This is a genomic window from Streptomyces sp. V2I9, from assembly GCF_030817475.1.
GTDB lineage: Bacteria > Actinomycetota > Actinomycetes > Streptomycetales > Streptomycetaceae > Streptomyces.
The window spans coordinates 484,577-502,085 of record NZ_JAUSZJ010000002.1 but is presented as its reverse complement, the minus strand read 5'-3'; the positions used below and the strand labels follow the sequence as shown (position 1 = coordinate 502,085).

General features: G+C 73.2%; 20 protein-coding genes, 1 pseudogene and 1 riboswitch. Of the genes and pseudogenes, 6 read left to right on the top strand and 15 right to left on the bottom strand.

Going from position 1 to position 17,509, the window contains the following annotated elements:
• Positions 1 to 28: 28 nt before the first annotated feature.
• The 4 genes from QFZ71_RS02295 to QFZ71_RS02280 all read right to left on the bottom strand — a co-directional run bounded on the left by QFZ71_RS02295 (position 29) and on the right by QFZ71_RS02280 (position 4,035).
• Positions 29 to 1,048: a hemolysin family protein gene (locus QFZ71_RS02295; protein ID WP_307666568.1), complete on the bottom strand. Its 1,020-nt coding sequence runs from the start codon at positions 1,046 to 1,048 to the stop codon at positions 29 to 31.
• On the bottom strand, positions 1,045 to 2,382 hold the full coding sequence (locus QFZ71_RS02290) for a hemolysin family protein (RefSeq protein ID WP_307666567.1): 1,338 nt from the start codon (positions 2,380 to 2,382) through the stop codon (positions 1,045 to 1,047). The genes QFZ71_RS02295 and QFZ71_RS02290 overlap by 4 nt, the downstream gene beginning before the upstream one ends.
• A gap of 197 nt (positions 2,383 to 2,579) precedes the next feature.
• Entirely contained in the window at positions 2,580 to 3,023 is a 444-nt protein-coding gene (locus QFZ71_RS02285) for a GNAT family N-acetyltransferase (RefSeq protein ID WP_307666566.1), read from the bottom strand.
• Between the two features lie 130 nt (positions 3,024 to 3,153).
• Entirely contained in the window at positions 3,154 to 4,035 is an 882-nt protein-coding gene (locus QFZ71_RS02280) for an LLM class F420-dependent oxidoreductase (protein WP_307666565.1), read from the bottom strand.
• 143 nt (positions 4,036 to 4,178) lie between these two features.
• Between QFZ71_RS02280 and QFZ71_RS02275 the strand changes: the two genes are divergently transcribed.
• Together QFZ71_RS02275 and QFZ71_RS02270 are read left to right on the top strand one after the other, a co-directional pair.
• On the top strand, positions 4,179 to 4,406 hold the full coding sequence (locus QFZ71_RS02275; RefSeq protein ID WP_307666564.1) for an antitoxin: 228 nt from the start codon (positions 4,179 to 4,181) through the stop codon (positions 4,404 to 4,406).
• Positions 4,403 to 4,774: a hypothetical protein gene (locus QFZ71_RS02270; protein WP_030118829.1), complete on the top strand. Its 372-nt coding sequence runs from the start codon at positions 4,403 to 4,405 to the stop codon at positions 4,772 to 4,774. The genes QFZ71_RS02275 and QFZ71_RS02270 overlap by 4 nt, the downstream gene beginning before the upstream one ends.
• A 95-nt stretch (positions 4,775 to 4,869) precedes the next feature.
• Here QFZ71_RS02270 and QFZ71_RS02265 read toward each other — a convergent pair.
• The 4 genes and pseudogenes from QFZ71_RS02265 to bioB all read right to left on the bottom strand — a co-directional run bounded on the left by QFZ71_RS02265 (position 4,870) and on the right by bioB (position 8,978).
• Positions 4,870 to 5,546 (bottom strand): annotated as a pseudogene (locus QFZ71_RS02265) (class I SAM-dependent methyltransferase).
• Between the two features lie 98 nt (positions 5,547 to 5,644).
• Positions 5,645 to 6,343, bottom strand: a complete 699-nt coding sequence (gene bioD / locus QFZ71_RS02260; protein WP_307666563.1) for a dethiobiotin synthase — start codon at positions 6,341 to 6,343, stop codon at positions 5,645 to 5,647.
• Between the two features lie 6 nt (positions 6,344 to 6,349).
• On the bottom strand, positions 6,350 to 7,693 hold the full coding sequence (locus tag QFZ71_RS02255; protein ID WP_307666562.1) for an adenosylmethionine--8-amino-7-oxononanoate transaminase: 1,344 nt from the start codon (positions 7,691 to 7,693) through the stop codon (positions 6,350 to 6,352).
• Entirely contained in the window at positions 7,686 to 8,978 is a 1,293-nt protein-coding gene (gene bioB, locus QFZ71_RS02250; RefSeq protein WP_307666561.1) for a biotin synthase BioB, read from the bottom strand. Before bioB ends, QFZ71_RS02255 begins: the two co-directional genes overlap by 8 nt.
• Before the next feature lie 288 nt (positions 8,979 to 9,266).
• On the opposite strand from bioB, the gene QFZ71_RS02245 reads away from it, so the two are divergent.
• Positions 9,267 to 10,427, top strand: coding sequence for an 8-amino-7-oxononanoate synthase (locus QFZ71_RS02245; protein ID WP_307666560.1), 1,161 nt, complete (start codon positions 9,267 to 9,269; stop codon positions 10,425 to 10,427).
• Here the strand turns inward: QFZ71_RS02245 and QFZ71_RS02240 are convergent.
• Together QFZ71_RS02240 and QFZ71_RS02235 are read right to left on the bottom strand one after the other, a co-directional pair.
• Entirely contained in the window at positions 10,420 to 10,671 is a 252-nt protein-coding gene (locus tag QFZ71_RS02240; RefSeq protein ID WP_307666559.1) for a DUF397 domain-containing protein, read from the bottom strand. The two genes, QFZ71_RS02245 and QFZ71_RS02240, sit on opposite strands and share 8 nt — an antisense overlap.
• Before the next feature lie 8 nt (positions 10,672 to 10,679).
• Positions 10,680 to 11,534 carry a helix-turn-helix transcriptional regulator gene (locus QFZ71_RS02235; RefSeq protein WP_307666558.1) on the bottom strand — a complete coding sequence of 285 codons (855 nt, stop codon included), beginning with the start codon at positions 11,532 to 11,534 and terminating at the stop codon, positions 10,680 to 10,682.
• A gap of 233 nt (positions 11,535 to 11,767) precedes the next feature.
• Between QFZ71_RS02235 and QFZ71_RS02230 the strand changes: the two genes are divergently transcribed.
• Entirely contained in the window at positions 11,768 to 12,202 is a 435-nt protein-coding gene (locus tag QFZ71_RS02230; RefSeq protein ID WP_307666557.1) for an ATP-binding protein, read from the top strand.
• 3 nt (positions 12,203 to 12,205) lie between these two features.
• Here QFZ71_RS02230 and QFZ71_RS02225 read toward each other — a convergent pair whose 3' ends face one another.
• The gene (locus QFZ71_RS02225; RefSeq protein ID WP_307666556.1) at positions 12,206 to 13,129 is read right to left on the bottom strand and encodes a LysR family transcriptional regulator; all 924 of its coding nucleotides are present in this window, start codon (positions 13,127 to 13,129) and stop codon (positions 12,206 to 12,208) included.
• A 72-nt stretch (positions 13,130 to 13,201) separates the two neighbouring features.
• On the opposite strand from QFZ71_RS02225, the gene QFZ71_RS02220 reads away from it, so the two are divergent.
• On the top strand, positions 13,202 to 13,849 hold the full coding sequence (locus QFZ71_RS02220) for a LysE family translocator (protein WP_307666555.1): 648 nt from the start codon (positions 13,202 to 13,204) through the stop codon (positions 13,847 to 13,849).
• A gap of 146 nt (positions 13,850 to 13,995) precedes the next feature.
• Here QFZ71_RS02220 and QFZ71_RS02215 read toward each other — a convergent pair whose 3' ends face one another.
• The 3 genes from QFZ71_RS02215 to QFZ71_RS02205 all read right to left on the bottom strand — a co-directional run bounded on the left by QFZ71_RS02215 (position 13,996) and on the right by QFZ71_RS02205 (position 16,021).
• Positions 13,996 to 14,466, bottom strand: a complete 471-nt coding sequence (locus tag QFZ71_RS02215) for a C40 family peptidase (RefSeq protein WP_307666554.1) — start codon at positions 14,464 to 14,466, stop codon at positions 13,996 to 13,998.
• A 3-nt stretch (positions 14,467 to 14,469) separates the two neighbouring features.
• A riboswitch (cyclic di-AMP (ydaO/yuaA leader) is annotated at positions 14,470 to 14,636 on the bottom strand.
• A gap of 418 nt (positions 14,637 to 15,054) precedes the next feature.
• Entirely contained in the window at positions 15,055 to 15,360 is a 306-nt protein-coding gene (locus tag QFZ71_RS02210; protein ID WP_307666553.1) for a hypothetical protein, read from the bottom strand.
• A 37-nt stretch (positions 15,361 to 15,397) separates the two neighbouring features.
• A complete protein-coding gene (locus QFZ71_RS02205) occupies positions 15,398 to 16,021 on the bottom strand; it encodes an ATP-dependent Clp protease proteolytic subunit (protein ID WP_307666552.1) in 624 nt (207 codons plus the stop codon).
• A 110-nt stretch (positions 16,022 to 16,131) separates the two neighbouring features.
• Between QFZ71_RS02205 and QFZ71_RS02200 the strand changes: the two genes are divergently transcribed.
• Positions 16,132 to 16,419 (top strand): type II toxin-antitoxin system Phd/YefM family antitoxin, encoded by a 288-nt coding sequence (locus QFZ71_RS02200; RefSeq protein WP_307666551.1) that lies wholly within the window; start codon positions 16,132 to 16,134, stop codon positions 16,417 to 16,419.
• 90 nt (positions 16,420 to 16,509) lie between these two features.
• On the opposite strand, the gene QFZ71_RS02195 is transcribed toward QFZ71_RS02200, so the two are convergent.
• The gene (locus tag QFZ71_RS02195) at positions 16,510 to 17,508 is read right to left on the bottom strand and encodes an ABC transporter permease (protein WP_307666550.1); all 999 of its coding nucleotides are present in this window, start codon (positions 17,506 to 17,508) and stop codon (positions 16,510 to 16,512) included.
• Position 17,509 lies beyond the last annotated feature (1 nt).

The window sequence follows — 17,509 nt, the reverse complement described above, 5'->3', positions numbered from 1 at the left end:
GAGCGGGCCGAAAGGGTGGGGGACGGCGTCAGCGGGATCCCGGTCGCCCGACGAGTTCGCGGAGGACGTCCTCCATCGTGACCATGCCGGCCAGCCGCCCGTCCTCGTCGAGCACGGCCGCCAGATGGGTCCGGCTGCGGCGCAGTGCGGTCAGCACGTCGTCCAGCGGGGTCGCCGCCCGTACCCGCGCGATCGGCCGCATCGCCGAGACCGGGAAGGGGAGGTCGCGGGGCGTCGCGTCCAGGGCGTCCTTCACGTGGAGGTAGCCGAGGATGCGCTGCTCGCCGTCCATGACGGGGAAGCGGGAGAAGCCGGACTCGGACGACAGCCGCTCCAGTTCCTCCGGGGTCGTGCCGACCCGGGCGTACAGCACCCGGTCGACCGGCATGACCACGTCCCGTACCGGACGGCGGCCCAGCTCCAGAGCGTGGTGGAGCCGTTGCGCCGAGCGGTCGTCCACCAGTCCCGCGTCACCGGCGTCCTGCACCATCCGGGCCAGTTCGTCGTCGGAGAACGTCGCGGAGACCTCGTCCTTCGTCTCCACCCGCAACAGCTTGAGCAGGGCGTTGGCGAACGCGTTGATGGTGAAGATCACGGGCCGCAGGGCACGGGCCATGGCCACCAGTGGCGGTCCCAGCAGCAGAGCGGAACGCGCCGGTTCGGCCAGGGCGATGTTCTTCGGGACCATCTCGCCGAGCAGCATGTGCAGATAGGTCGCCACGCTCAGCGCGATGACGAACGACAGCGGGTGCACCAGCCCGTGCGGCACCCCGACCGCGTCGAAGACCGGCTCCAGCAGGTGCGCGATGGCCGGTTCGGCGACGATGCCCAGCACCAGGGTGCAGAGGGTGATGCCGAGCTGGGCGGCGGCGAGGAGCGCGGAGACGTGTTCCAGGCCCCAGATGACACTGCGGGCCCGCCGGTTTCCGGCCTCGGCCTCCGGCTCGATCTGACTGCGGCGCACCGAGATCAGGGCGAACTCGGCGCCGACGAAGAAGGCATTGGCGACCAGCGTGAGCAGGCCGATGAAGAGCTGGAGAACGATCACCGCTCGTCCTCCGTTCCGTCCTCGGACCCCGGCAGCGGGGCGTGCAGCATGGCCCGCGCGGCACGGCGTCCCGACGCGTCCACCACGTCGATCCGCCACCCCTCCAGCTCGATGCTGTCGTCCACCGTGGGGATCCGGCCCAGCTCGGCGGCGATGAGCCCCGCCAGGGTCTCGTAGGGCCCGTCCGGCACCCGCAGTCCGATCCGGCGGAGCTGATCGGTGCGCGCCGCCCCGTCGGCCGACCACAGGGCGCGGCCGTCGGCGTCCTCACCGGCGGCGGCGAGGTCGGGCGTCTCGTGCGGATCGTGCTCGTCGCGGACCTCGCCGACGACTTCCTCCACGATGTCCTCCAGCGTCGCGACCCCGGCCGTACCGCCGTACTCGTCGATCACCACGGCCATGGCGAGCTTGCCGGACAACCGGTCCAGCAGCTTGTCCACGGTGAGCGTCTCCGGTACGAGCAGGGGCTCACGCAGCAGCTCCGAGACGCGGGTACGGGGGCGGCGGTCGGCGGGGATCGCCAGGACGTCCTTGATGTGGGCCACGCCGACCACCGTGTCCAGGCTGCCCCGGTAGACGGGGAAGCGGGACAGACCGGTCGCGCGGGTGGCGTTGGCGACGTCCTCGGCCGTCGCGTGCACCTCCAGCGCGGTCACCTGGACGCGCGGGGTCATCACGTTCTCCGCGGTCAGCTCCGAGAGGTTCAGGGTGCGGACGAACAGCTCCGCCGTGTCCGCCTCCAGCGCCCCCTCCTTCGCCGAGTGCCGGGCCAGCGCCACCAGCTCCTGCGGGCTGCGGGCGGAGGCCAGCTCCTCGGTCGGCTCCAGGCCGAAGCGGCGCACGATCCGGTTGGCGGTGTTGTTGAGGTGGCTGATGAAGGGCCGGAACACCGCGGTGAACACCCGCTGCGGAGTGGCCACCGCCTTGGCCACGGCCAGCTGGGAGGAGATCGCCCAGTTCTTCGGGACCAGCTCGCCGACGACCATCAGGACCACCGTGGACAGCGCCGTACCGATGACGAGCGCCAGGGTGGACGCCGCCGCCGGAGGCAGCCCCGCCGCCTCGACCGGACCCCGGATGAGTGCGGCGATGGACGGTTCGGAGAGCATGCCGATCACCAGGTTGGTGACGGTGATGCCGAGCTGGGCCCCCGAGAGCTGGAAGGTGAGGCCGCGGACGGCCTTGAGCGCGCTCGAAGCGCCCCGGTCCCCCCGCTCGACGGCCCGTTCGAGCTCGCTGCGCTCCACCGTGGTCAGCGAGAACTCCGCCGCGACGAACGCGCCGCAGGCGAGGCAGAGCAGCAGGGCGATGAACAGCAGAAGGACTTCGATCATCGGTTCACCTCCGTCCCATGATCGGGCAGAGGCGCGGGGGCCGCGCGGTGTCGGCGGCATCGGGGGAATCGGCTGCTGGGAGGCTCGCCCATGGGCGGACGTTCACACCTTTCGGCGGGGGAAGCGACGGAGGGGCATGTCATCGTAGGCGTCTGCCCGGCGAAACCCCGGCCTACCGCGTCCGGGCCGGGCAACGGTCACGGGCCCGCCAGAGGCTTCACCCAGCGGCTCCACTGCGGCTCGGGCCCGTAGCCCGCCGCGCGCCAGGCGTGGTGGGCCAGGGCGTTGCGGTCGAGGACCATGGCGTCCGCGCGCCGCCCGCCCAGCGCGGTGAACCGCTCCTCCGCCGCCGCCAGGAGGGCGCCGGCCACACCCTCACGCCGCCGGCCGGGATGGACGGCGAGCCGGTAGAGGTGGCACCGCCAGCCGTCGAAGCCCGCGATCACCGTCCCGACCAGCTCCCCGTCCCGCTCGGCGAGGATCAACGCCTCCGGGTCCCGCTCCACCAAGCGGGCGATCCCGCCGTCGTCGTCGCTGATGCTGACGCCTTCGGCGGCCACCTTCCAGAACGCGAGGATCTTGTCCAGGTCGGCGGCGGTCGCGGACCGTACGGTTGTCGAAAGATCGTTCATGGCGGTCATCCCACCACCCGCCCCGGCACGGCCTCGACCGCATTTCACGATGCGGCCACCCGGAGCCGGTCCGGGCCCGGCCCCCCGGAAACCCGCCCGGCCCCGGACCGACGCCGCCCGGCACCCGGATCCGGTGTCGTCAGGTGCCCGCCAGTTCCTCCAGCACCGGCGCGAAGGCCTCCATCGCCGGTTCGAGGACGGTCAGGTACGAGAACCCGAACCGCTCGCGCTGCTCCCGCAGCTGGTCGGCGATCCGGCGCGCGCTGCCGACCGCGACGATCGGCAGCTCCAGCACCTCGTCCTCGCTCAGGTGGGGCATGTGCTCCAGGAGCGGCCGGACGGCGGACCGCCGGTCGTCGGTGACCGCGACCAGCTGGAGCAGCAGGTTCAGCTCCGCCGGGCTCTCCCGCCGTGCGGAGAAGCCCCGGTAGGCGTCGACCCGCGCTTCGAGCTGGTCCGCGGTCAGGGCCGAGAGCGTCCCGTCCTTGTTGCCCGCCGCCCCCGTGAAGGCCACGGTGTCCGCGTACTCGGCGGCCAGCCGCAGCACCCGGTCTCCGTTGCCGCCGATGAGCAGCGGGACGCGGGGCCGCTGCGCGGGCGCGGGCAGGTACGCCTCGTCGCGCAGCGCCCGGTCCAGCTCCTCCACCGTGCGGCGCAGATGGTCCACGCGCCCACCGGGCGTCAGGAACGGGATGGCCGCCCGCTCGTGTTCCGCGCGGACGTATCCGGCCCCGATGCCCAGCTCCAGACGGCCCGAGGCGAGCGCGTCGGTACCGGCCGTCTCGCGGGCGAGGAGGGTCGGGTTCCAGAACCCCGCGTTCAGGACGAAGGTGCCGACGCGGGGCCGCTCCGTGGCCTCGGCCGCGGCGACCAGGGAAGGGAAGGGAGCAGGCATGTCCAGGTGGTCCGGGACCAGGATCACGTCGTAGCCGAGTTGCTCCGCCTGGCGGCAGCGGGCCCGCCACCCGGCCCCGTCGGTGGGGGCCATCAGGTTGACGCCGAAGCGGAACGGCCTGGTCATGAGATGCCTCCGTAGGAGAAGAACGAACTAGGTGCTCCAGCCATCCACCATGCCAAGAAGGCGGTCCGTCGTCCGGCGAACGCGTGTCTTCGCCCCGGTCCGCCCCCTTGCCGGTGCTAGCGCGCCCGCGCTAGCGTGGGAGCGTGCCGAAGACTCAGCTGAACGTTCGAGTGGACGAGGCCACCGCCGAGGCGGCGCGGCAGCGCGCGCTGCAGAGGGGGGTGAGCGTGAACCGCTACATAGAGGAACTCGTCAAGCAGGACGCGGGCGAGGTGGGCCATACGTTCGTCGAGGCCGCGGCCGATTTCATGAAGCAGTACGAGTCGGTGTTCGCCGAGGAGTTCGGCCCGGAGCGCGAAGGCACCCGTTGAACCTCCGGATCGACCTTTCCTGGCTGCTGATGGTGGCCGAGCACAAGACGCCCGGTGACCCGCAGGTCGTGGACTGGGGTGCGCTCGTCGCCGCCGTCGCACGGCACGACGCGGAGATCTTCGGCAGCGCCGTCTACACCGATCCGCACGCACGGGCGGCCGCCCTGTTGCAGTTGCTGCTGCATGTGCCCGCCCTCGAACACTCCAACGCGATGTTCGCCTCGGCCGTCGCGTACGGCTATCTGGTCGCCTCCGGGCTCAAGGTCATCACCTCGCCCGAGCAGGTCCGCGATCTCGCCCTGTTGGTCAAACAGGGCAAGGCGGACGTCCGGGCCATCGCCGACGAACTGCGGCAGTGGAGCGTCTGAGAGAGCGCGAAACCCCGGCCGTCGACGGCCCGTAACCCCGGGGCCCGCGGCGGTGCGCCCCCCGGCCGGAGGGAGTGCCGGTCCCGGCCGGCGGTTCACCCCTCCGTGAACGGCTTCCGGGCCACCCCCGGCACGCACGGCGGCGACGGCAGTCGCGGGCCTGTCTCCGGAATCCGCAGTCCGCGGTACGTGCCCAGCTCGAAGCCCGCCGCCTCGATCGCGGCCGGCGGGTCCCGTGCCGTGTGGCAGCCGCCGAAGAGCAGCGGCCACAGGGTCCGGTCGGCCGCCCGCCGCACCATGACCGCCATCCGGCCCGGAGCCGATCCGTGTTCGAGGAAACGCAGTTCGCCGCCCGGCCGCAGGACGCGCCTGATCTCGGCGAGCGTCCGGGGCCGATCCCGTACGGTGCACAGCACCAGGCACGCGACGGCGGCGTCGAAGCCCTCGCTCTTCACCGGGATCGCCTCCGCCACGCCCGGCACCACATCCACCGGCACTTCGGCGCGCAGCGCGGCGCGGACGGCGAGCTGCCGCAGCGAGTGTTCCGGCTCCAGCGCCACGACCTCGGAGACGGCGCCGGGGTAGTGGGCGAAGTTCAGCCCGTTCCCCGCCCCGATCTCGATGACCCGGCCGGAGAGCCCCGACAGCAGCTCCTCGCGGTACGCGGCGACGCCGGCCTTGAGTCGGCGGTCACGCCGAACCGGGCGTGGAAGCGGGCGAAGACCGGGTGGTGCACGGCGTCCCGCGGGAGCTTCCCGCTGCGCAGGTGCATGACGGACCTCCGTGAGGAGTGGACGTGCGGCTCCTCGTCCGTTCTCCCCCGGACCGCCGGCCGCCGACCCTCGAAGGACCGGTCCGGAAACCGCGCGCTCAGTACCGGGCCGGGGCCCAGGTCCCGCCCAGCGCCGGAGCGAGCCACTCCGGCGCGCGCGCCGCGAACTCCGCCGCCGGCAGCGCGCCCGCACCGGCCGGCACCGCGCCCAGCAGGGGTGCGCCGGCCGCCGCCGGCAGGTCCTCGACGTTGCACCGGGCCGCGAGGTCCGGCTCCGCCGGCATGCTGCCGATCACCACGCCCCGGCAGTCCAGGCCCCGGTTCCGCAACGCCTCCGCCGTCAGCGCGGTGGCGTTCAACGTGCCCAGGCCCGCGGGGGCCACCACCAGCACGGGGGCGGACAGCAGCCGGGCCGCGTCCGCGAGCGTGCCGCCCTCGTCGTCGAACCGTACGAGCAGCCCGCCCGCACCCTCCACCAGCACGAGATCGTGCTCGGTGGCCAGCTTCTGCGCCGCCTCGGCCACCTCGATGGGCCGCACGGGCTTCAGCCCGGCCCGTCGGGCGGCGGTGGCCGGGGCCAACGGCTCCGGGAAGCGGGCCAGTTCGACCGCCGTCACCTCGGCCCCGGCCAGGCGCGCGACCTCGGCCGCGTCACCCGGCTCACCGGGGGCCAGCCCGGTCTGCGCGGGCTTGAGCACCGCGACCCGGCGGCCCCGCGCGGCGGCCGCCACAGCGGCGGTCACCACCGTCTTGCCGATCTCCGTGCCCGTACCGGACACCACCAGAATCGTCGACATATCGCTTCAGCCCTCCCGTGCCGCGGCGCACACGGCCCGGCAGATCCGCGCGACGTCCTCGTCGCCCGTGACGTACGGCGGCATCGTGTAGAGGAGATCGCGGAACGGCCGCAGCCACACGCCCTCGCGCACGGCCGCGCGGGTGGCCGCCGCCATGTCCACCTCGTGGTCGAGCTGGACGACCCCGATCGCCCCCAGAACGCGTACGTCCACCACACCGGCGATCTCCGCGGCGGGCGTGAGACCGGCGCGCAGGCCCGCGCCGATCCGGGCCACCTCGCCCTCCCAGTCCTGTCCGAGGAGCAGGTCCACGGAGGCCGAGGCCACCGAGGCGGCGAGCGGATTGCCCATGAACGTCGGGCCGTGCGCCAGCACCGGCACCTCGCCACCGGAGATGCCCTCGGCCACCCGTGTCGTGCACAGGGTCGCCGCCATCGTGAGATAGCCGCCGGTCAACGCCTTGCCGACACACATGACGTCGGGCGAGATCCCGGCGTGCCCGGCGGCGAACAGCTTGCCGGTACGGCCGAAACCGGTTGCGATCTCGTCCAGCACCAGCAGTACGTCGTGCTCGTCGCACGCCTCGCGCAGCACCCGCAGATAGGCGGGGGAGTGGAACCGCATCCCCCCGGCTCCCTGCACCACCGGCTCCACGACGACCGCCGCCAACTCCTCGGCGTGCGCGGCGATCAGCTCGCGCAGATGGGCCGCGTACGCGGGGTCCGGTTCCGCGTCGAAGCCGTCCGGCGGGGCGTCCGCGAAGACCTGTCGGGGCAGGGAGCCCGACCACAGCTCGTGCATCCCGCCCTCCGGGTCGCACACCGACATCGGCTGCCAGGTGTCCCCGTGGTAGCCCCCGCGCCAGGTCAGCAGCCGCCGCTTGGCCGGACGCCCGGCCGAACGCCAGAACTGCAGACACATCTTGACCGCGACCTCGACGGAGACGGACCCCGAGTCGGCGAGGAAGACGTGCTGGAGCGGTCCGGGCGTGATCTCCACCAGCCGGGCCGCCAGCCGCACGGCGGGCTCATGGGTGAGCCCGCCGAACATCACATGGCTCATGCGGTCCAGCTGGCCGCGTGCGGCCTCGTTGAGGACCGGGTGGTTGTAGCCGTGCACCGCCGACCACCAGGAGGACATGCCGTCCACCAACTCGCGCCGTCCCTCGACGGGTTCGGCGAGCCGGAGCCGTACGCCGGAGGCCGACTCCACGATCAGCGGCTCCTGGCGGCCCGGCATCGGACCGTACGGGTGCCACACATGGGCGCGGTCCAGCGCCCGCAGCTCGTCCGGGGTGTAGGGCTTCGGGGTGGCGGACCGGGGGAGCGCGGAGGCGTACGGCTCAGGCATTGGGGGCGAGATCCGTCCCCGCGCCGCGCCGGCGCACCGCCACCAGGTCCGTACGCGCCACGCCGTTGCCGTCGGTACGCGGCGCGTCCTCCGTGCCCTCACGCGCCCCCGGCACGGCCTGCCCCGCACCGCCGCTCTCGGCGACCGCGGGCTCCCCGTGGCCGCCGCAGGGACCACAGCCCCCGCCGGCCCCGGAGTCCGGGTGCGAACCGCAGCCCGCGGACCCCTGCGTTCCGCACCCCGCCCGCTCCGCCGACGTACCGCAGCCGCTCAGGGCGTCGGCCCGGTGGCGCGGCAGCGTCGTCGTGCCCGCGCCCTCCACCTCGAAACCGGCGTCCGCGATCATGTCCAGGTCGGCCTGGCCGGCCTGGCCCTCGCTCGTGAGGTAGTCGCCCAGGAAGATGGAGTTGACCAGGTGGAGTGCCAGCGGCTGCATCGAGCGCAGGTGCACCTCACGGCCGCCCGCGAGCCGCACCTCCACATCGGGGCAGACGAAGCGGACCATCGCCAGGATGCGCAGGCAGCGCTGCGGGGTGAGGTTCCACTCCTTGGCGAGCGGGGTCCCCTCGAACGGGATCAGGAAGTTCACCGGCACCGAGTCGGGGTCCAGGTCGCGCAGCGCGTAGACCACGTCGACCAGGTCCTTGTCGCTCTCGCCCATCCCGGCGATCAGACCGGAACACGCCGACAGCCCGGCGGCCTGCGCCTGCTGCACGGTCTCCACCCGGTCCGCGTACGTGTGGGTGGTGGTGATCGCCCCGTACGTCTCCTCGGACGTGTTGAGGTTGTGGTTGTACGCGTCGGCGCCCGCCGAACGCAGCCGGTCGGCCTGTCCGTCCGAGAGGAGGCCGAGGCAGGCGCACACCTCGACGCCCTCGTTCTCCTCCTTGATCGCCTCGATGGTCCTGGTGACGCGATCGACGTCCCGGTCGGTGGGCCCGCGTCCGCTCGCCACCAGACAGACCCGCTTCGCGCCGCCCGCCACCCCGGCGGCGGCGGCCCTGGACGCCTCCTCCGGCTTCAGCCAGGTGTACTTGAGGATGCCGGCCTTCGAACCGAGCCGCTGCGAGCAGTACGAGCAGTCCTCGGGGCAGAGACCCGACTTGAGGTTGACCAGGTAGTTGAGTTTGACGCGTCGCCCGAACCACTGACGGCGCACCTTCCCGGCGGCGGCCACCACGTCGAGCAGGTCGTCGTCGGAGGTCGCCAGCACGGCGAGCGCTTCTTCGCGGGTCGGCAGTTCGCGCCGCAGCCCCTTGTCCACCAGCGTGTTCAGCAGGTCCATGGAAGCTGATCCTGACGTACGGCACCGCCTCCAGCCAAGGAGGAACCGGACAGGAGAGCCGGGGGAGGGTGTGTGTATGGCCACACCCTGACCTGCCGCATGCCCCGCTAGGGTCTGTGGGCTGCCTACAAACGGGCCCGTTCGCACCGGGCCGTCCGCACGGGCCCGCTCGCACGGAATCACGCGCAGGTGGTGCCGTCCGCGCCGGACCGTGCGGACGGACCGTCCACCCCGGCCCGTCCGCCCGCCGCCGCACCGCCGAGGCCCGCCTACCCAAGGGACCGCCCCATGTCCTCCGCCCCGTTCGACTGGATCGACGCCGAGGCCCGCGGCCGGGCCGCCGCCGGGCTCGTCCGCACCCTGCGCCCGCGCGGCGCGGTGCCGGAGCTGCTGGACCTTGCGAGCAACGACTACCTGGGCCTCACCCGGCACCCGGAGGTCACCGCGGCGGCGGCCGACGCCGCCCACCGCTGGGGAGCGGGGGCCACCGGGTCCCGGCTGGTCACCGGCTCCACCGCCCTGCACGCCGAACTCGAACGCGAACTGGCCGCGTTCTGCGGCTTCGACGCGGCCCTCGTGCTCTCCTCCGGATACGCGGCCAACCTCGCCGCGCTGACCGCGCTGTCCGGGCGCGGTTCGCTCATCGTCTCCGACGCGGGCAACCACGCCTCGATCGTGGACGGCTGCCGGCTCTCGCGCGCCGAGACCGCCGTCGTCCCCCACGCCGACCCGGACGCGGTCGCCAAGGCGCTCGGGGCGCACGACGGGCGGGCCCTCGCCGTCACCGACTCGGTCTTCTCCGTCGACGGAGACGCCGCCCCGCTCCCCGCGCTGGCCGAGGTCTGCCGCGCCGCGAACGCCGCCCTGCTGGTCGACGACGCCCACGGGCTCGGCGTCCTGGGCGACGGCGGTCGCGGTGCGCTCGCGGCGACCGGGCTGGCCGGGGGAGACGGCGTGGTGGCCACGCTCACCCTCTCCAAGTCCCTGGGCAGCCAGGGCGGCGCGGTCCTGGGGCCCGCGCGGGTCATCGACCACCTGGTCAACACGGCCCGTACGTTCATCTTCGACACCGGGCTCGCCCCGGCGGCGGCCGGCGGCGCGCTCGGTGCGCTCGGGGTGCTGCGCCGGGAGCCCCGACGCGCGGCCCGCGCACGGGAGGTGGCCACCGCGCTGTACACGCGCCTCACCGCCGCCGGGCTGACGGCCGTACGGCCCGACGCGGCCGTCGTCTCCGTCCGCGCGCCCTCGGCGGAGGCGGCGGTGCGCTGGGCGGCCGACTGCCGCGCGGCCGGGATGGCGGTCGGCTGCTTCCGCCCGCCGTCGGTACCGGACGGCATCTCCCGGCTGCGGCTCACCGCGCGGGCCGATCTGACCGAGGAGCAGATCACGACCGCCGTGGCCACGATCGTCGCCACCGCTCCCCGCCGGGCGGCCGCTCCGGTCAGCTGAAGCGCCGCGGCTCGGCCACCCTCGTGCCGAGCCCGGCCACGAACGCGCTCCACGCCGCCGTCGAGAAGCGCAGCGGCGGGCGGTCCACGTCCTTGGAATCGCGTACGGCGAGGGTCCCTCCGCCCGGCAGCGCGGTCTCCACGCAGTTGTTCATGCCGGTCGAGCGGCTGCTGCGCCGCCATCGCGGGGCGGGCGGTGCGGTGGGCGGCGGCGGTGCGGCGGACAGCGCGAGACGGTCTGACATGGCGGCCCCTAACTGCGTCCGATCTCGGAGATGAGGTCCAGCGAGCGTTCCGGCGACAGCGCGTGCGCCTGCAGCGTGCGGAAGGCCGAGCTGTACGCGTCGAGGTCTTCTTTCTGCTCCAGATAGAGGCTACTCGTCAAATGATCGAGGACGACCACGTCCAGATCGGAAATGTTCGGAAAGGAGAAAATGACGAAAGGGCCGGTGAGCCCGATGTACGCGCCCGCCGAGAAGGGAAGCAACTGTAGGCACACATGCGGCAGTTGAGACATCTGCATGAGGTGCTGCACCTGGTCCCGCATCACCTCCGGACCGCCCACCTCGCGATGGAGCACCGCCTCGTCCAGCACGGCGGTGAACCGCAGTGGAGGGCTCGTACGCAGTACCCGCTGACGGGTCAGCCGTACCTCGACCAGCGAGTCGAGGTGCTCCTCCGGTAAACCGCCCAGCGAGGCACGGGTCACGGCGCGCGCGTACCCGGCGGTCTGGAGCAGCCCCGGCACCACCGACGTCTCCAGCGTCCGGACCGTACTGGCCTGCGACTCCAGACTGATGAAGTCGCGGTACTGCGGCGGGATCAGCCCCCGGTAGGCATGCCACCACTCCGAACCGCCGCCGCCCGCCGACCCCGCGAGCACCTCCAGCAGTGAACGCAACCGGGGGTCGCGCACCGCGTAGGCGTCCAGCAGCCGCGCCACGTCGGAAGGCGTCACGCCGCTCGCGCCCGTCTCGACACGGCTCACCTTGGACTGGTGCCAGCCGAGCAGCCGCGCCGCCTCCCGGCTGGTCAGCCCTGCGGTGTGACGCAGACTCCGCAGCTCCTCGCCGAGCTTGCGCCGCCGGACGGCGGGGCCGTGCAGCATGCCGGTCTCCTTCTCGGTCGGAAGGGCCGGATCGTCACCGCAACCGGCCCGCAGAGACGTCAGTGTGCCGCCCGCACACACCGCACGGGTTCCGAATTCACCGCTTCGAGCGACAGATATATGCATAGCTTGGCCGAACGCCGTTACAGAAAGCTTCATCGATGGCAGGCTGGCGCGAAGCACCATCCCGGTCGGCCGTCGGTCGCCCGGAGCGGGAAAGGGACGGCGTCGCCATGGCAGACCATCAGGAAGCAACCGTCACGCTGCCGAGCGATCCGGCCTCGGTCTCAGCGGCCCGCAGACATGTGGCCAGGACCTTGACCGCATGGGGCCTGCCCGACGACGCCGAGTACGCCGACACCGTCCGCCTGATCGTCTCGGAGCTGGCCACCAACGCGGTGCAGCACACCTTCGGCCAGTCGCCCACCTTCACCGTGGACCTGCGGCTCGAACGGGACGAGGAACTGTACCTGGGCGTCACGGACAGTCACCCCCGGTGGCCCCAGCGACTGCCCGCCGCCGTACGGCAGGACAACGGCCGGGGCATGGCCATCATCAGGTCGCTCGCCAAGGAGTACGGCGGCCGGCTCCAGGTCACCCCGACCGCCGAGGGCGGCAAGACGGTCTGGCTGGCTCTCCCGTGGGCCGTTCCGGTCGGGCCCCGCTGAGGCTCAGCCCGCCGTGGCCGCGCCCCCGCGGCCGAAACCGCCGCGCAGCAGCGCGAGCAGGGTCGCCGCCGCGGCACTCGCCCTCTCGCCCCGGTGCACGACCGAGATGGTCCGGCGGAACGACGCGGGCTCCAGCCGCCGGACCGACAGCGGGGCCGGCGCCATCGCGGCGACCATCTCCGGCACCACCGCCACCCCGAGCCCCGCGCTGACCAGCGCACACACCAGGGCGTATCCGGGCGACTCGCAGACCACCGCCGGGGTCGCCCCGGCCTCGGCGAGTGCGTTCTCGACCCCGCGCCGGGGCGGATGCGTGGGCGCGCTGCTGATCAGCGGCCGTCCCGCCAGCTCCCCGACCGGCAGTCGCCCGGTGCCCTCCGCGAGCCGGTGGCCCGCCGAGGTGACCAGCACCAGCTCCTCGACCAGCAGGGGTTCGACGACCACACCCGCCGGCGGAGGGGCGACACCTCCCGGCTCGTAGGCGTGGGTCAGGGCGAGGTCCACCTCGCCCGCCGCCACCGCGGCGACCCCGCCGGGCGGCTCGTGGTCGGCGACGGCCAGTTCGACGTCGGGATGGGCCCGCCGGAACGCGCTCAGGACCGGCGGCAGCAGATGGATCCCGGCTGTCGTGAACGTCCCCACCCGCAGGCGGCCGCCCGACAGCCCGGCCAGCCGCGCCAGCTCGTGCCGCGCCTGGTCCAGTTCGTCCAGCACCCGTCGAGCCCGGCCCGCGAGCAGTTCGCCCGCCGCCGTCAGCCGGGCCCCGCGGTGGTGGCGTACGAGCAGCGCCGCCCCGGCCTCCCGCTCCAGTTTGGCCAGCTGCTGGGAGAGGGCGGGGGCGGTGTAGCCCAGGCGGGCGGCGGCGCGGGTGATCGATCCGGCCTCCGCGACCGCGACGAGCGCGGCGAGCCGCGTCGGGTCGTACATGAAGCGTTCCTTTAGGCAGACCCAGAAGATTGCAAGTACACGCTAAAGGCTCCGCAGGTCCAAGGTGGATCCATGGACGCACAACTGATCGCCTTCACGGGGGTCGCCGCCGGAATGGTCGCGCTGCCCGGCGCCGACTTCACCGTCGTCGTACGCAACGCCCTGGCCTCGCGCACCGCCGGTCTCGCCACCGCGCTGGGTGTCGTCGGCGGGCTGCTGGTGCACACCGCGCTCGCGGTCGCGGGTCTCGCCGCCGTGCTGGTGACCGTGCCGGTGCTCTTCCGCACCGTCCAGTTGCTCGGCGGAGCGTACGTGCTCCACCTCGGGATCAGCTCGCTGTACGCGATGCGCCGCCGAGCCGGACATGACCGGAGGGACACGCCGGAGGACGGACCGGCGCGGCCCGCCCCTCGGAATGTCGGACGCGCGCTGCGCCAGGGCTTCCTGACCAACGCGCTCAACCCGAAGGCGCCGGTCCTCTTCCTCAGCCTGCTGCCGCAATTCGTGCCCCATGGGCAGCCGCCGCTGCCCCGGACGCTGCTGCTGGCGGCGGTCGTGGTGGTGCTGGCGCTGATCTGGTTCCCGGCCGTCGCCCTGCTCGTGGACCGGCTGGGCCGGTGGCTGCGCCGCCCGCGTACCGCCCGCGCCATCGAGGGTGGCAGCGGCGTGGCGCTCACCGGACTGGGACTGGTCCTGGTCACCGGGCCGCTGCTGCGCTGAGCGGAGGCGGCAGCCGTGGGCGGCGGTCCGGGCGGCCCGCGGCGATCCGCGGGCCGCCCGTGAGTCCCGCCCGGCCGGAGCGTCGGGACGGCCCGCACGGAGGGAGCGTCGGACGCCCCGCAAGGGAAGAGCGTCCGGCAGGTGGGTCAGCGGACCCGTCCGTACCAGACGCTCTTGGACCAGATTTTCGCCAGTCGCACCACGTCTCCCGATTTGGGGGAGTGCCAGATCTTGCCGTTCCCGGCGTAGATGCCCACGTGGTAGACGCTGCGCCCCGAATGGAAGAAGACGAGGTCGCCGCGTTTGCGCTGCGACTTCCCGATATGGCGGGTCTTGTTGTACTGCTGCTGTGCCGTGCGGGGAAGCTTCTTCCCCGCCTTCTTGAACGAGTAGACCGTCAGCCCCGAGCAGTCGAAGCGGTGGGGACCGGCCGCGCCGTACTTGTAGGGGGACCCCTTCTTCGACGCGGCGACCTTCAGGGCCTTCGTCGAGTGGGTGGCCGCTTCGGCGTCGCTCACCAGACCGGGCGCCAGCATCGTGGACGTCACGGCCAGGGTGAGCACCGAGGCCGTACCGACCCGGGCGAACAGAGACGGGACATGAACCTGCGCAGACATGCGCAACCCTTCGTCAGCCGCCTGTGAAGGATGACCTGTCGGGTTCGGGCTGGCGAAGTTGCCCGGCCGCGTCGCGGCTTCACCCCGAGGGCTTCCCGGTCTCCCGGTCGGCCCGTTGTGCTCGGGTCCTCCACTCCTGCCGATCCACTTCCTGTCGACCAGTCATCCGGGCGGCGGCAGGACTCGGCGTCCGCCCGGACCGCCCCGCCGCGGTGGCGGGGGCTTGTCGTCCCAGGGATCTTGACGCACTCCGTGCCGGATTTCCGAGCTGAAACGGTGGTTTGTGAATCTCCTCACGCCTGATCCATTCGAGTGGACAGGCCACTTTCGCACTCGCCGACGAGCCCGGCGCACACCCCCGCACCAGCGATGAAAGGGCATATTTCGAGTACGAGCCGGGCCCGGAACGCAAGTTGAGCCATCGCTCGCAGGAGTGAACGCCTACGCCGTACGAGCGAGGAAAATCGGTCACCGGATCGGGCGTGTCGTGCGGCACGATGACCGCTCCGCTCCCGTAAGGCGCTCCCGGCCTCCTTCCGTACCGCGTCCCGCTCGCTGCCGTACCGCGCACCCGGCGCGCGGCTCCGGTCAGTTCGCGGCCGGCGGCATCGCCACCCGGCCCGCCCGGCGCTCCCCGTCCAGGACCCGCAGGGTCCGGGCCAGGGTGGCCGCGTGGAGGCGCGACTCGCCGCGCTCGTGCATCAGCGCCAGGGCGTCGCGCAGCGCGGCCGCGCCGGAGGCCAGGGCCTGGGCGGCGCGCAGAGCGCTGTAGGTGTCGCCGCCGCGGGCCGGATTGATCCGGCCCAGCTGGTCCAGCACGGCCAGATAGCAGTCGACGAACTCGCCCTCGGCGCGGGTCAGGGCGGGCAGGGGCGGGAACTCGGGTGGCTCCATCGGCGGTTCACCTCGCGGCGTGGGGCGGGCGGGGGCGTCAGCGGTTCTCCACGACGTGATCGACCAGCCCGTAGGCGAGGGCTGCCTTCGCGTCGAGGATGGTGTCGCGCTCGATGTCGGCGGTGATCTGCTCAGCGGTCCGGCCCGTGTGCCGGACCAGCATGGCGGCGAACATCTCGCGGGTGCGCACCAGTTCGCGTGCGTGGATCTCCAGGTCGGACGGCTGGCCCCGCATCGGCTCCTCCATGGCGGGCTGCTGGATGACTACCCGCGCGCCGGGCAGCGCATGTCGGCGGCCCGGCGCTCCGGCCGCCAGCAGGGCGGCGGCGTAGGAGCCCGCCTGCCCCAGGCAGAAGGTCTCCACCTCACAGGTCAGGAACCGCATCGTGTCGTAGACCGCGGCCATCGCCTGGAACGTGCCACCGGGGGAATTGATGTAGAGCGACACGGCCCGGTCCGGATCGGCGTGTTCCAGATACATCAGCTGGGCGATGAGGTCGCTCGCGGCGGTGTCGTCGATCGGGCTGCCGAGGAAGACGATCCGCTCGGACAGCAGCTTGGAGTACGGATCGAGCGTGCGGGTCCCCGTCGCGGTGCGCTCGGTGAACTCCGGCAGCACGTAGCGGGCGGAGGGGGCGTGGCGGACTGTGGGACGGATCATGGCGGTGCCTTTCTCCCGGTGCGCACGGGGCATGACGGCCACGGGGCGGAGCGGTCGTCTGCCTGTCTGTAAAAAATGTACAGGACGTACAGAAGGTTATGATGGGGACCATGGCCTACGAGATTCCGGTGACGCAAGCACGGGCGGAGCTCGCCGAACTGATCAACCGCGTCGTCTACGGCGGTGAACGCGTCGTCGTGACGCGGCACGGCAAGCCGCTCGTCGCGTTGGTGTCCGCCGCTGACCTGCAACGGCTTGAGGCGGATGAAGCAAGGGGCGAGGAGCAGGTGATCAGTTCGGTCTCCTCGATCGGCTCCGCGCGCTCCGCTCAGGGCGAACGGCGCAGTTTCGGCATCGCCGCCGAGCACCACCCGCGGGGCGGCGACCAGGACGCCTGACGACCCGGCCCCGACAGCCCCGCGACAGCACGGAGCCGGGCGCCCCTCCCGGAGGAGGGGCGCCCGGCTCCGCCGGGCCGCCGTCGGGGCTCAGCCGGTCGGGGCCGGCTCCCGTGCGGGGTCGGCGGGACGGGGCTCGACCGGCTCGGCGGTGGCGGGCGTCCGCCGGGCGAGCAGCACGACCGCCAGTCCGAGCGCCGACCAGAGCGAGAGCGTCAGCACGGCGCCGCCCGCCGCGCCGCCGTCGAAGAAGGCGACCGAGCGCAGCAGCGAACCGCCCGCGCCGGGCGGGAGCCACTGGCCGATCGCCCCGACGGGTTCCGGCAGCAGCTCGGGAGCGCTGGTGACCCCGGAGAAGGAGTTCCCCAGCAGGACCATCAGCAGCGCGCCGACGCCGATGCCGCGCGGCCCGAGCAGGGCTGCGAGCCCCGCCACCGCCGAACCGATGGCCAGCACGGTCAGGGCGAGCGCGCCCGCCTCCGCCCACCGGTCGCCCGTGAGCGCCCCGAGCCAGCTGTGTGCCACGGCCGTCGCGGCGAGGCCCACCAGTGCGGCCGACGCGGCCAGGGTCACCGCGGCCCGTACCCCGCGCAGCCCCATCAGGGTGACCATGGCTCCGGCCGCCATCCCCGCCAGGGCCAGCGGCAGCATGCTCGCGCCGAGCACGCTGCCGCGCGGGTCGCCCGAGGGTGCGGCCACCACATCGGTGACCCGGACCGGGGTGTCCTCGGGAACGGACGCGGTCACGGCCTCGCGCAGCAGCTGGGAGACGACCGGGCTCGCGGCGGACGCCGTGAGCAGCAGCGGCCCCCGCGGGTCGGCGACGACGGCCCCGTATACGACCCGTTCCTCGATGGCGGCGCGGGCGGCGGCCTCGTCGGCGAAGCGGTGCACCTCGAAGGCCCCGTCCCGCTGCTCGAAGCGCTGCTCCAGCCGCTCGGCGGCCGGGGCCGCGCCCGCCACCCCGACCGGGAGGTCGCGTGGCGCGATCCGGGAGGCGGGCCAGGCGAACGCCCAGAGGGCGAAGGCCGCCACCAGGGGGACCAGCAGGATGGCCGCCACCGCGCGGCGGTTGGGTGCGGTGGACATG